The organism is Thalassomonas actiniarum (assembly GCF_000948975.2).
Taxonomy (GTDB): domain Bacteria; phylum Pseudomonadota; class Gammaproteobacteria; order Enterobacterales; family Alteromonadaceae; genus Thalassomonas; species Thalassomonas actiniarum.
This window is the reverse complement of record NZ_CP059736.1, coordinates 655,414-668,130: the sequence shown is the minus strand read 5'-3', so window position 1 is coordinate 668,130 and position 12,717 is coordinate 655,414. Positions and strand designations below refer to the sequence as shown.

Here is a 12,717-nt window from a genome sequence, read left to right as displayed (position 1 = left end):
TTGTGAGAAACACACATAACTAAATAAGGAAGTTCAATGAAATTGTTAAGCTATTTACCGCTAATCTTTAGTCTGTTTTCCGTCACTGCAACTGCGGGTGATACAACTGTTTTTTTTGGTGACCGTTATACCTTTACCGAATCAGATTTTACTCTAATCCCCGGTCGTTCCTGGGAATACGGCCCCATTACCAAAGATACTTATGTGGCTGAATTTCAAGTTAGAGGTGATGAGGGACAAGCTCTTTTATTCGACCTGGATGTGGATGTTTGGGGTAATGGTTATCAGCCAGACATTCGCTTATGTCCACATTACATGCCTGGCGGGGCAATAGACTATCGTGAACAAACTCTTTTTGAATTTTGTTATATCAGTATTCCACCTGAATATCCGCATGTCATTGTACCCGGAAAAAACTTTTACTACGGTGTCGACATGACTGTTACTTGTAGTGATATGGCCGTAGGAGTTGATTCAGACAACAGAAATGAGCTTCTGGCTGACTATGGCGAAATGACAAATAAATATAGAGATGTGCGTTTGAGAGTCGACAAGCAAGGTGTATATGATGGTCAATGCAAAGTGATGAGAATTGAGCTGCAACCGGACTTAGGTAATGAAATTCAACAAATAAATATGGACTTATTTTTTGGCTCACCTTTCTAAATAAAAAGTTGAGAACCCAGCTACTGCTTAAATTGCACTTGATATAGCGACTTTACAACACATTATGTTCAGTTTCGAGATTCAAAGCCGTAGCTGATCTGTTTTTCTCATTGATGAGTACCCCGTTAGCCCCTTTTAATCACGGGTCAACGGGGTGATTAATATACAAACATCACAATCCAGAAAAGCAAGGAGAGTCATCAGCTGACTCAAATGTGTTGTTTGATAAATTTATCGATAGCTTTTAATGCCTTGAGCCGGTTCTTTCCTTTGCTCAAATTATGATCCCCCTCTTCCAGCTCTATAAAAGTCACATTTTTGTCAGCGGCATCGAGTTCATCAAACATATCTTCAGATTGTGTTACTGGTACCGTTTGATCCAATTCACCATGAATTAATAATACAGGTGCTTTGACTTTTTCAATATGATTGATCGGAGATATCTTTTCCAAGTGATCTTCTTCGACATTTCCTTTTGATATTACATCTTGCCAATAGGATACCACCCAATGGTTTTTGCCATAATTGCGCTTTTCGGTTCTTAACATCCGTTCCACATCAGACACGCCATTAATAGCAACGACACATTTATATAAATCGGGAGTAAATGTGGCTCCTGCTAATGCAGCATAGCCACCATAACTGGCGCCAACGATACAAACGCGATTTTTATCTATCAACCCTTTATCCGCCAGGTGATTTACGGCATCCGTTAAGTCATCTTGCATTTTACGGCCCCATTCTCCCCTGCCACTTAACAAGTGATCTGGACCAAAGCCCTTAGACCCCCTAAATTGTGGTTGAATGACCAAATAACCTTGACTTGCAAAGTACTGTGTCATCCAGTCAAAGCCGAGTTTATCGTAAGACTCAGGTCCGCCATGGGGTAGCATAATAGCGGGAAGACTTTTAGCCGTTGTGCCTAAGGGGCTGGTGATCAGTGTTGGTATCGTTAAGCCATCTCTTGCTTTAAATTGATACTCTGTTACCGGATGAACAGCTTGTCCCGGGATCTCTGGGCGTGCCGCCGCTAACTTCCCCAGAGCTCCGTTTTGATATAACACATAATCACCGGAACTGAGTTCGCCATCCATATAAAACACCATGCTTTGCCAGTCAGGTGTGTGGTCAGTTATTTTAAAAGTATTGTTTGGTAAGACTTTTTTAAGACCACGCATACGAGCATTCAAAGTTTCGTCAAAAAACTCATAACTCGGTGTAAAACCAGAATATTGTACGCCATGGACAACGCGTTTAATATCTGTCAACACATGTTCAACATCTTTGTCTTTGTGACTAAATATTGGCCCTGAAATTTTACCATCAGCCAGAGACATAGTGTAATAAGCCCATCGGCCATGCTCTTTGTCTTGACTTATCATGACTAAACTTTTGCGATCAGGTGTTACGCCACTGAATGTTTTTGTCGGATAAGCGGTTTCTTCCCGAAATATTTCTTTCCACTTATCGTTAATCAGGGCCTCAACCCTGTGCAAATCTTTCTTATTGTTATAGCGTTCACGGGCAATGACTTCATTATTTTCATTTAAGAAAAAGTCTATCGTGTCAGCAGTTCCGCGCCTGTATAACCTAGGTTTTTTTTTACGCTCTAAATTAACTTTATACAAGTTATATGAGCCAACACTTTTATAAGCCGGCATATAGGCGTATTTTTTATCAGCGGAAATGCCGATCACCTTCCCCAATTGGGTCTGGCCATCATGTATACCATAACCAGGGATCAACAGTTGGTGCATTTCATTTGATGTTAAGTTATAGGCAAAAGCCATACTGATATCATGTCGTCCACTATACCCCCAAAGGTGTTTATTATCCGAAACTACAAAGATAAGTCTTTCATTATCAATGAAGTAAACATTGTCAGGATTAACCTTAGATGCATCAATTGCCGTCAATAGTGACTTCGTTTTCAAATCGATGACGATCATCAGGTCTCGGTTATTGGAGGTATCTCTATAGGCCATTCGCTGAGCATTTGGAGAGATAACCATCATACTTTTATTGGCTAGTTTGCCATATGCTTCCAGTGGTAGTTGTTGTGATTGAGCATAGAGGTAAGCAGGATTCATCAATAATATGATGAGAAAAAAAAGGGTGCGCATTAATTAAACCATTAAACATTACTTGCTGGCAATTATATCAATATATCTGCCTGAACTAAAAGTAACTCTGCTTATGTCAATTATGCTTAGTCAGCACCCTCTTATTTAGAGTTGTCTGTTAAAAGATTCGAGTATTTAACTGGATAAATGTTTTTTCAACCAGGCAGCAACTTCCGTTTTTAATTCGCTGTGATGCTTTCTAAGCCCGTGATTATCCCCTGGATAGATTATTAACTTATGGGGATGTTGTTCTTTTTCCAATATCATTGCCAGAGACTTTGACTGTTCAACATTGACCCTCTTGTCTAGATCGCCGTGGATCAACAGCAGCGGGATTTTTGCCGGCAGCTTGTTTATCCATTTACTCACGGATCTTTGTGTAAGTTCCGCTTGTCTGTTTTCTTTAAATCCCGGGATCCTGCCATGATAGACTTTTTCCATTTGCGGTCGCCATTGCAAGGCCTTTTCGGCGTCACTGTTTCCGGCAATAGCCACTATGGTTTTTAAAGCTGGCATTGACTGAGAAGCTATATAGGATTGCATCGCCCCCCTGCTCCAGCCAACCATGCCTACCTGAGAGGTATCGGCTTCGGGGATCTCTTTGGCAACGTCCAGTAATTTAATCACATCATTAACATCTGCACCGCCAAATTCGTCCCGGCCATTGTTATTGATGCGCTTAGCACTGCCGCCGCGATATTGACTGCCAATAACAACAAAGCCGTTCATGGCAAGCTCGGCAATCAAGCCTAATTTTTTGCCGAAGACCACATAACCAAACGGGCCATTTCCTCCCCGGTTATAAATAACAACGGGAAGCTTTTTATTGCCCGGTTTTTTAGGTTTCAGGTAATACCCTTCGATAAGGTGGCCGTCAACTTTATAGACAAAGTCCTTACATTCGAGGTTATTTTTTAAAGTATCAAATTTTTCCTTGGGAAAGCGTTTTGCAAACATTTCCCGGTTGAATTTTTTCTTCTTTTGGCCAAGCAGGTTCAGCCACTTTTCATGGCTTTCAAAAGGGCCGCTAAAACAAGATTTGGCGCCCCGCATCAGTGATCCGGTTTCGGCATTTACTTGGGGAATAAGTAATAAGAGTATTGAACAACAAATGATGTTGTAAAGCTTCATGGTTGAGTCCTTCGGATCATGATAATAAGCAATAACCTCTTACTTTACCGTAAGAAACATTGTTAAATCAAATTGCCAGCTTGAGGGGGGCGGTTAGCGTTTTACAGGTTACGGGTAAGCATGAGCCTGTCCCGTTAAGTAAATTATTAAAAGAGAAAAAAGCCTGCTGAAAAGCGGGAAGAGCCAACTTTTCCTCGGTTCCCCCCAGGCGGCCCGTTATAACGCGGTGAAAGAGAAGGTTGGCGATCGGGTCTTTGCCTTTACCGAAGAAAATGACAATTTTATCCCGGGTTACACCTATTGCAGTCCTAATGAATGGGGCCGGGAAATAGCAGCAGGATCAGCCAGTTAATCAAAAAGCATGCGCCAACCAAAAGCTGGCACTCCCACTTTATTGTCTTTCTGAACAGCAAAACCTGCGCACTTTGACGCCGGGATTAAGTAACTCTTAGCAGAGAAAATAAAAGATAGTTTCATCAATTAGCTGGCTATTCACAGGGAAAATCGTATAACTTAGTAGTTATCTATTTGAAAATGGAAGCGAAATTTTGCAACCTATCATTCAAGTTACCAAGCTGAATAAGATTTATAAAGGCGGTTTTCAGGCGCTGGATAATATCAGCCTGACCATAGAGCAGGCAGAGATCCTGGCGCTGCTCGGTCCCAATGGCGCAGGGAAAACCACCTTGATCAGCACCATTTGCGGCATTATCGATCCAAGCTCAGGCACTATTACCGTGGACGGAAAAGACATTATCTCCGGCTACCGCCACACCCGGGAAATGATCGGCCTGGTACCGCAAGAGCTGACCACCGACGCTTTTGAAACCGTCTGGGATACCGTCTCTTTTAGCCGCGGCTTATTCGGTAAAAAACCAGACCCCGGATATATAGAAAAAATCCTCAAGGACTTGTCTTTGTGGGAGAAAAAAGACAATAAAATGATGGAACTGTCCGGCGGCATGAAACGCCGGGTATTGATTGCCAAAGCCCTGTCCCATGAGCCGCGCATTTTGTTTCTGGACGAGCCCACCGCAGGTGTCGACGTTGAATTGCGCCAGGATATGTGGCAGTTAGTGGAGCAACTGCGCAAAAACGGTGTCACCATCATCTTAACCACGCATTATATTGAAGAAGCCGAGGCTATTGCCGATCGTATCGGGGTTATTAAAAACGGCCAGCTTATTCTGGTGGAAGAAAAAAGCACCCTGATGGCTAAACTGGGTAAAAAACAACTGCTGCTGGAATTAAAGCAAGCGTTGACAGAGCTGCCGCCGGAGCTGGAGACTTTTGAACTTTGCCTAAAGGAGAACGGCAGGCACCTGGTTTATACCTATGATGCCACCCGGGAGCACACCGGCATTGCCTCCCTGATGCAACACTTGTCGCAGGCGGGTATTCAATTTAAAGATTTAAAAACCGATCAAAGCTCTCTGGAAGACATCTTTGTCTCGCTAGTGAAGGAGTCCATATGAACCGTTACGCCGTTGCTGCCATCTACAAGTTCGAGATGGCCCGTATGAAACGCACCATTTTTCAAAGTATCCTGTCGCCGGTTATTTCCACCTCGCTATATTTTATCGTATTCGGCTCGGCGATAGGCTCGCGCATCACAGAAATTGACGGGGTCAGTTATGGCGCCTTTATCGTGCCTGGCTTGATCATGTTATCCCTGTTAACCCAGAGCATCGCCAACGCCTCTTTTGGTATCTACTTTCCCAAGTTTACCGGCACCATTTATGAATTGCTGTCCGCCCCGGTTTCTTATTTTGAAGTTTTGCTCGGCTATGTCGGTGCTGCCGCCACTAAGTCTGTCCTGCTGAGCTTCCTTATTCTGGCCACCGCAGGTTTGTTTGTACCATTGGAAATCGCCCACCCTTGGTGGATGCTGCTGTTTCTGTTTATGACCGCAATAAGTTTTTGTCTGTTCGGCTTTATTATCGGGATCTGGGCGGATAATTTTGAAAAGCTGCAGATCATTCCCTTGCTGGTGATCACGCCGCTGGTGTTTCTTGGCGGCACCTTTTATTCGGTGAATATGCTGCCGCCGTTTTGGCAAACCGTAACTATGTTTAATCCGGTGTTTTATTTGATCAGCGGTTTTCGCTGGAGCTTTAATGAAATTGCCGATGTCAGCGTGATGATCAGCCTGGCGGTGATCAGCGGCTTTTTGGCCCTTTGTCTGTTAACCGTGTGGTGGATCTTTAAAACCGGCTACCATATCAAGCAATAGCCCGACACGGCCAGGTGCTTTACCGGGATTGGTACAACACCTGGTAAAGCAGGTCAACAGCTTGTCATACGACTTTATATCGACCAGTCTCGACCGGTTCTTTCCCAGATTCTCGGGGCGCCAAGGTTCGCTCCCCTGATATTGCCATGCGACATTTTCGCCACTAAACTGGCGTATTCATGATGCTCAAATTTCAGCAGGTTTTGATGATCCCCTGACTCTATATACACGTCTTCCGCCGCTAATAAACTGTCATCAACCAACATTTTCATATGGTAGGGATTGCCCATTGCCGGTATGGCCCCTATGGTACAATCCGGGAATAATTCCAGTAATTTTTCTTCACTCACCAGCTTATAATGCTGGCCGGTAATATGATTAACTTCGGTTAAAGATAAGCGGCTATTTGCCGGCAGGGAAGCCATCAGATACTCCCCGTTGTCGTTTTCTAATATCACCGCCTTGCTGACTTGCTTGGCGGGGAGATGGGCTGCCCGGGATGAATCTAATGCGGTTACTGTGGTTCGGTGGTTGATGAAGTCATAGTGGGTGTTGTTTTTATCCAAATATTCCTTCAGCGTGATTGCAATGGCCATGATTGCCTCCTAAAAAAGAACAGGATACACGCTAAGCTTAGCAGGAAGATCACATTTCAAGCAGTATAATGGCGCAGGAAAAAGCCAACTTTTTCAGAGCATTTTAGGGGCGCTTTCATCCCCAAAATCACCTCAGCCAAAGTAACGGCTAAGGTGATTAAAATTAAGGCTTTTTCACTGACACTTTATGCCCTGCGCTTTCTAAAGGAATAGATACCCGCGCCGAGCAACACCTTAAAAAAGGTTTTCCATTCGCTCAAATTGGCTTTGGGCTGCTTACCTTTAGCCATACGGGCCAGTTGCTGCTCATACCAGGTAATATTAAGCATCGCCATACTGTCAACCGCTTTAACCCCAGTGGTCAATACCTTTAACTCTTGTTTATGCTCCTGGTTATCGAGTAATTTATTCGGAAAATCCGGATCGACGGCCGTGGTGCGGGCAAGGCCGATAAAATCGGTCGCTCCGGTATCCAGCGCCCCCTGCATTGCTGCTGCCGAGCGGAAACCGCCGGTCAACACCAGCGGCGTATCCACCAGGTGCCTGACTTTTTCAATATAATCGAGGAAATAGGCTTCCCGCTTCAAGGTAGAGGTTTTGACCTTATGCCCCATCATCGACGGGCTTTCATAGGTGCCGCCGGAAATTTCAATCAGGTCGATACCGGCTTCACTTAAGGTTTTTACCACTTCTATCGAGTCTTCTTCGCTAAAACTGCCATCCATAAAGTCGGCGGAATTTAATTTGATGCCCACCGGAAAATCCGGCCCTACTTTTTCACGTATCCCCTGATATACCGCAAGTACAAAGCGCATACGGTTTTCCAGATTACCACCCCATTTATCCTGACGCTGGTTATGCCTTGAAGATAAGAATTGGCTCACCAGGTAACCGTGGGCACCATGAATTTGCACCCCGGTAAAACCGGCTTCTTTGGCTAAGCTTGCGCTTAAGGCAAATTTTTCAATAATCTTGCCAATTTCGCTTTCGTTTAGCGCCCGGGGTTTATTAAAGCCTTTTTCCAGGCCCCGTGCTAGAGCGATTGCCGAAGGAGCCACCGGCTCTTTACAGATAAAGTTGGGGATTTGTTTGCCGGGATGGTTAAGTTGCGCCCAAATCTGGCTGTCATTTTTTTTGCCGGCACTGGCCCAGCTTTTAAATAAGGTTAAATCTGATTTTTCATCGAGCACAACATTTTTCGGCTCTCCTAACGCCGTGCGGTCAATCATGATATTGCCGGTAACAGACAGACCAATGCCGCCATCAGCCCAACGGCTATATAAAGTTGTCAGGCCGGAAGTGGGATTATGCTCCCGTGTGCCTAACTGCTCGCTCATCGCTGATTTAAAGAGGCGGTTTTTAATGCGCTGGCCACTTTTAAGGGTAAAAGGGGTGGAAAGCGCTACGTGCTTTTGTTGTGCGATATTTTCTTTCATAACGGGCTGTTGCATCTTCTGTTCCTTGTCGGTTAAGCCTTATAAAATAAGCCTTGAAAATTAAACCTGAATATCAGGCTTGCTCTGATAAGGCCTTGCCACATAAAGTATTCAGCAAAACATCCATGCACTGCTGTGCCTCTTGCTTGTCTTTAATCACCCTGGTCCTTAATAAAGCGCCTTGCCAGGCAGACCAGTAAAGTTGTGCCAACTGTCTTGCGGGGATATCGCGGCGTACTTCCAGGCATTGCTGAGCTTGCTCAAACAAGCTGGCGATAACGTCCAGGCAATCGTCCACCGCCTGATTCAAAGCCTGTTGGCATAAGCGGTTATCAGCATCGATATCGGCCGAAATCGTGGCGATTAAGCAACTGGTTTGAAATTCAGTATCGGCAAACTTTTGCATGCTTAAATGATTAATGGCCTTCAACTTACCCAGCGGCGTTAATGCCTTAGCTTGATGTTGAAAATAATCCGCTAATTGGGCCAGTAAATTGTCACTGTACTGTTTGATCAGTTCGGCGACAAAGGCTTCTTTACTGGCAAAAAAATTATAAAAGGATCCCTTAGGCACCTTAACTTCATCAAGGACCTGTTTTATTCCGGTCCCGTGATAGCCATAGATAGACAGCTGGTTGATACCAGCCGTTATTAAGGCTTCCCGGGTTGATTCACTGCGTCTTGGTCTAGGCATTGAGTTAGTATATGACCGGTCGTCTTTAAATGAAAGGTTTTTTCACTGAACCGTGATAATTTATCAGTAAAATGGCTTCTGCCCTTGCCTTTACTGTCTGCGTGATATTGGAAAAATATTGAGTTCTGGCTGCGCAAACTTATTGTCCGCCAGCATTCGCTATCAAAGCTTTAATGCTTATACTCCTAATATAAGTTATGCAAGCGGAACAAAAGACAGCTGGCTGTTTTTACTTGGTGAAATATTGTAGCCCGCTATGGTATTGCTTCTTAACCGGACACAAAAACTCAGTATGGGCTTATAGCTACAGCGTCAATTTAAAATATTATAAGGACATGTAACGATGACTTTAAATGACCTACTCAATGAAAAAATTTACGTTCAGATCCAATACATAGATACAGATAAGTCTACAATTCTGCACGAGAATAAATTTAATGGCCGCGTGTTAAAGGTTGATCCGCAAGGGGGGATCACCATACAGCCTGAAGAGGACAACAGTACTGTTACCGTAATCCCGCCGTCTACAGAGGCATGTTGGCGTGATGAAAATAATATGCTTCATGTAAATTGGCTGGTCTATAGACTGCAAGAAGTGCGAACAGAAGGTGAGCATGAGTGGTGGGACTGGCAACCGAAAAGATTATGATAATTTCAGGCGACTCCTGTCTTTATCAAAACATATTTTAAACGTTACTTTGAGACTTGACCGTTAAATACGTGGTTTTGCCGCTTTGGTCGGTGTGCTTACGTTATCGGTAAAGTAAGTTCATTTGGGAGAATATACCTGGTATCTACCTGATTTAGATAAGTATATTTTTATCGCTATACGACTCATTTATATTGTGCATAATAGGCAGCTCTTAAGCAGTAAAATACCAAACGATTAAATGAGAAAAAACACTATTGATTTACAAGAAAAGCTGCAGGAGTTGCTGCTTGCACAGCGCGATAACTTTCTTCAAGGCAAAGTGGCAGACTATATACCTGCGCTGGCAAGCGTAAAACCTGACTTAATGGGCATATCAGTGGCAACCATTGATGGCCAGGTTTTTGGTGCGGGTGATTATCAGCATCCTTTTTCAATCCAGAGTATTTCAAAAGTGTTTGGTTTGGTCATGGCTATGAATCGAATCGGGGATTCCATATGGCAACGAGTAAGAATGGAGCCTTCTGGCCAACCGTTTAATTCCATCATTCAGCTGGAATGGGAAAAAGGGATCCCACGAAATCCTGTCATAAATGCCGGCGCCATACTGGTATCAGATATATTAACAAGTCATTTTTCGGCAAGTAAACTCGCCTTTTTATCTTTTGTTCGAAAGCTGGCGGAGAATGATAATATATACGTAGACAACCAAGTTTATCTGTCAGAATTGAAGCATGGTAACCTTAATGCCGCATTAGCCTATTTAATGAAGAGTTTTGGCAATATAGAAGCTGAAATACCAGATGTATTAAGTCACTATTTTACCCAATGCTCAATATCCATGAGCTGCGAGCAACTGGCAAAAAGTTTACTTTTTTTAGCCAACAAAGGAATAGATCCCAGAACAAAAGAGACCATCTGTACTGCACGAAACGCGCATAAGGTGAATGCCATCTTATCTACTAGCGGTATGTATGATCAGTCGGGAGAATTTGCCTTTTCTGTAGGTTTGCCTGCCAAAAGCGGTGTAGGTGGCGGTGTTATTGCGATTGTGCCGGGTTATGGTGTTATTTGTACCTGGAGCCCGCCGTTAAACAATTATGGTAATTCAGTTGTCGGCATGAACCTGATGGCAGATATTACAGAAGAGTTAGGTTTGTCAATTTACTATTAGCTTTATCCGCCACAGTAAGGCGTCGTGGTAAGTGAAACGACCTCTTATCGTGAAGCTCTGTAATAGCTGCTTACGTATCTAAGCACTCTGCTCTGAGGTCGTTTTGCATTTTATAACATGTTTTGGATGCGACATTTCCAGAGAGAAATGCACACTAACCCCATCAGTTTTGTAAAAGTAAAACATGCCCGTATAATAGCTGGCCTTTGGCTTGACCGAATAAAGCAAACTATAAACTGCAAATATTATAAAGTACTTACACAGGAAAACAGGAAATAAAGATGGAATGGAAAGTGTACCTCTCAGGTGAAATACATACCGACTGGAGACAACAATTAATCCAGGGGTGTCAGGCGAACAACTTGCCGGTTAAATTCACTTCCGCGGTGACAGATCATGAGGCGAGCGACAGTGCCGGCGATCTGCTGGGAGCTGAGCAAAGCAACTTCTGGCGCGATCATAAGTCGGCGAAAGTGAACAATATCAGAACCAAGACCCTGATTGAGCAATGCGATATTGCCGTGGTGCGCTTTGGCAATAAATACAAACAATGGAATGCCGCCTTTGATGCCGGTTATTGTGCTGCCCTGGGCAAGCCCTATATCACCTTGCATGATGAAGATATTATTCATCCGCTCAAGGAAGTGGACGCCTCGGCTATGGCCTGGACACAAACCCCGGAGCAGGTCATCGAAATGTTGAAATATGTTGTTAACAGTGAGTTTTAACCGCTGACAATGAAGATAGGCTTTCGCCCGGCAAAGGATGCAGATCTGGACTTTCTCCTTGATTTAAGAAGAAAAACCATGGACAGCTATTTGCAAAATACCGGTGGGGCCCTAGATGAACAGTCTCACCTGGCGCGCATTTTATACCGCTTTGACGCAGCTAAGCTGATACTGATAGATAATACAGCAGCGGGGTTGCTCAAATATTATCGCGATAAATCCTGCTGGGTGATTGTTCAGGTACAACTGCTGCCAGAGCACCAGGGCAAAGGCCTGGGAGCGAAAATACTCAATAATCTTTTAGCACAGGCTACCAGGGAGGGTAAAGCTGTTACCCTCAGCGTGCTTAAAGGGAACCCGGCTATTCATTTATACCGCAGGCTGGGGTTTACGGTGGCGTCAGAAAGTGAAAGCGAATATAGCCTGTGTTTTATCCCGGAAACTAACTAAAGCGCGGCCTGTTGATACCTGGATTAGGAAAGATGGCATTTATGCTATTTCAATTCAAAGCGGTTTGATCATATGCAGGGTTTCAGCTTCAAATCCCAGATTTTGGTAAAAGCCGCGTGCCTTGTCATTGCTGGCAAAAACTTCCAGGTGCAACAAACGATAACCCTGCTTTTTAGCCCAGGCTTCTGCGGCCTGCATCAGCAACTGTCCTACCCCCATGCCCTGTGCTGCCGGCGCTACGGCTAATAAAGGAACCGTGCCGCAGGTTTCATCGGATATGCTGTCCTTATGGGCACGGGCATGGACAAAGCCAAGAGGTACTTGGTTTTTTTCTGCAATCAAGGTTACCCGGGGGACTGATGTTTGCCCAAGCATTTCAGTGATATAATCGTCCTGCATTTTTTGAACAATACTGTCGGCATGCCAAGTTAAACCAGCCACTTCAGCCAAGCGTGGAGAAAGTTCGAAAATAAAAGTCCGATCTGTCTCCAGCGCGTTTCGTATCGTAATATTGTCTGTCATGTAAACCTTTTAATCGCACTGGCTATAAATTCAATTTACAAATATTACGAACCCTTTCCCAGAAGCACAATAGATATATTATGTTTGTGTCAGCCTAAACTTCTTTTTCAAAATTAACATTAGTTAGCTTTGCCTAAGTTCATCACTGGCTGAAAAAGATTATTCTCGGATAAAGGCAGTGGAGCCATGCCAGAGGCGCACGCTAGAGCAGCAAAGATGTTTTTAGTGGCCGAATTAAATAATTTCTTTACCATGACTAAAATTCCACTTTCATTGCTGTTTTGTAGTGGCCTTATCAATAAAGTAGAATTCCCG

At 43.9% G+C, this 12,717-nt stretch carries 14 protein-coding genes; 8 read left to right on the top strand and 6 right to left on the bottom strand.

The window, feature by feature from the left end; all coding sequences use genetic code 11:
- Window positions 1-36: 36 nt before the first annotated feature.
- Window positions 37-666, top strand: a complete 630-nt coding sequence (locus tag SG35_RS31090; protein WP_044831040.1) for a hypothetical protein — start codon at window positions 37-39, stop codon at window positions 664-666.
- Window positions 667-875: 209 nt separating this feature from the next.
- Here SG35_RS31090 and SG35_RS31085 read toward each other — a convergent pair whose 3' ends face one another.
- Together SG35_RS31085 and SG35_RS31080 are read right to left on the bottom strand one after the other, a co-directional pair.
- Window positions 876-2,789, bottom strand: a complete 1,914-nt coding sequence (locus SG35_RS31085) for an alpha/beta hydrolase family protein (RefSeq protein ID WP_053042796.1) — start codon at window positions 2,787-2,789, stop codon at window positions 876-878.
- Between the two features lie 135 nt (window positions 2,790-2,924).
- Complete coding sequence (locus SG35_RS31080) at window positions 2,925-3,920, bottom strand: alpha/beta hydrolase family protein (protein ID WP_044831039.1); 996 nt, start codon at window positions 3,918-3,920, stop codon at window positions 2,925-2,927.
- 226 nt (window positions 3,921-4,146) lie between these two features.
- Here SG35_RS31080 and SG35_RS31075 point away from each other — a divergent pair, with 226 nt between their 5' ends.
- The 3 genes from SG35_RS31075 (at window position 4,147) to SG35_RS31065 (ending at window position 6,153) form a co-directional block, all read left to right on the top strand.
- Window positions 4,147-4,272 carry a hypothetical protein gene (locus tag SG35_RS31075; RefSeq protein WP_274055513.1) on the top strand — a complete coding sequence of 42 codons (126 nt, stop codon included), beginning with the start codon at window positions 4,147-4,149 and terminating at the stop codon, window positions 4,270-4,272.
- Between the two features lie 196 nt (window positions 4,273-4,468).
- Window positions 4,469-5,395 carry an ABC transporter ATP-binding protein gene (locus tag SG35_RS31070; RefSeq protein ID WP_044831038.1) on the top strand — a complete coding sequence of 309 codons (927 nt, stop codon included), beginning with the start codon at window positions 4,469-4,471 and terminating at the stop codon, window positions 5,393-5,395.
- Complete coding sequence (locus SG35_RS31065; protein WP_044831037.1) at window positions 5,392-6,153, top strand: ABC transporter permease; 762 nt, start codon at window positions 5,392-5,394, stop codon at window positions 6,151-6,153. The genes SG35_RS31070 and SG35_RS31065 overlap by 4 nt, the downstream gene beginning before the upstream one ends.
- A 74-nt stretch (window positions 6,154-6,227) precedes the next feature.
- Here the strand turns inward: SG35_RS31065 and SG35_RS31060 are convergent, their stop codons facing one another.
- From SG35_RS31060 to SG35_RS31050, 3 genes are all read right to left on the bottom strand, one after another.
- Window positions 6,228-6,749 carry an aminoacyl-tRNA deacylase gene (locus tag SG35_RS31060; protein ID WP_044831036.1) on the bottom strand — a complete coding sequence of 174 codons (522 nt, stop codon included), beginning with the start codon at window positions 6,747-6,749 and terminating at the stop codon, window positions 6,228-6,230.
- Between the two features lie 185 nt (window positions 6,750-6,934).
- On the bottom strand, window positions 6,935-8,200 hold the full coding sequence (locus SG35_RS31055) for an NADH:flavin oxidoreductase/NADH oxidase family protein (RefSeq protein ID WP_236702515.1): 1,266 nt from the start codon (window positions 8,198-8,200) through the stop codon (window positions 6,935-6,937).
- 58 nt (window positions 8,201-8,258) lie between these two features.
- Complete coding sequence (locus SG35_RS31050; protein WP_053042795.1) at window positions 8,259-8,879, bottom strand: TetR/AcrR family transcriptional regulator; 621 nt, start codon at window positions 8,877-8,879, stop codon at window positions 8,259-8,261.
- Between the two features lie 343 nt (window positions 8,880-9,222).
- On the opposite strand from SG35_RS31050, the gene SG35_RS31045 reads away from it, so the two are divergent.
- The 4 genes from SG35_RS31045 (at window position 9,223) to SG35_RS31030 (ending at window position 11,880) form a co-directional block, all read left to right on the top strand.
- Complete coding sequence (locus tag SG35_RS31045) at window positions 9,223-9,528, top strand: hypothetical protein (RefSeq protein WP_044831035.1); 306 nt, start codon at window positions 9,223-9,225, stop codon at window positions 9,526-9,528.
- Between the two features lie 241 nt (window positions 9,529-9,769).
- A complete protein-coding gene (glsB, locus tag SG35_RS31040; RefSeq protein WP_084692479.1) occupies window positions 9,770-10,702 on the top strand; it encodes a glutaminase B in 933 nt (310 codons plus the stop codon).
- Between the two features lie 281 nt (window positions 10,703-10,983).
- Window positions 10,984-11,430 (top strand): YtoQ family protein, encoded by a 447-nt coding sequence (locus tag SG35_RS31035; protein WP_044831034.1) that lies wholly within the window; start codon window positions 10,984-10,986, stop codon window positions 11,428-11,430.
- A 9-nt stretch (window positions 11,431-11,439) separates the two neighbouring features.
- Window positions 11,440-11,880, top strand: coding sequence for a GNAT family N-acetyltransferase (locus tag SG35_RS31030; protein ID WP_044831033.1), 441 nt, complete (start codon window positions 11,440-11,442; stop codon window positions 11,878-11,880).
- A 54-nt stretch (window positions 11,881-11,934) separates the two neighbouring features.
- Here the strand turns inward: SG35_RS31030 and SG35_RS31025 are convergent, their stop codons facing one another.
- Window positions 11,935-12,402, bottom strand: coding sequence for a GNAT family N-acetyltransferase (locus SG35_RS31025; protein WP_044831032.1), 468 nt, complete (start codon window positions 12,400-12,402; stop codon window positions 11,935-11,937).
- Between the last annotated feature and the right edge of the window lie 315 nt (window positions 12,403-12,717).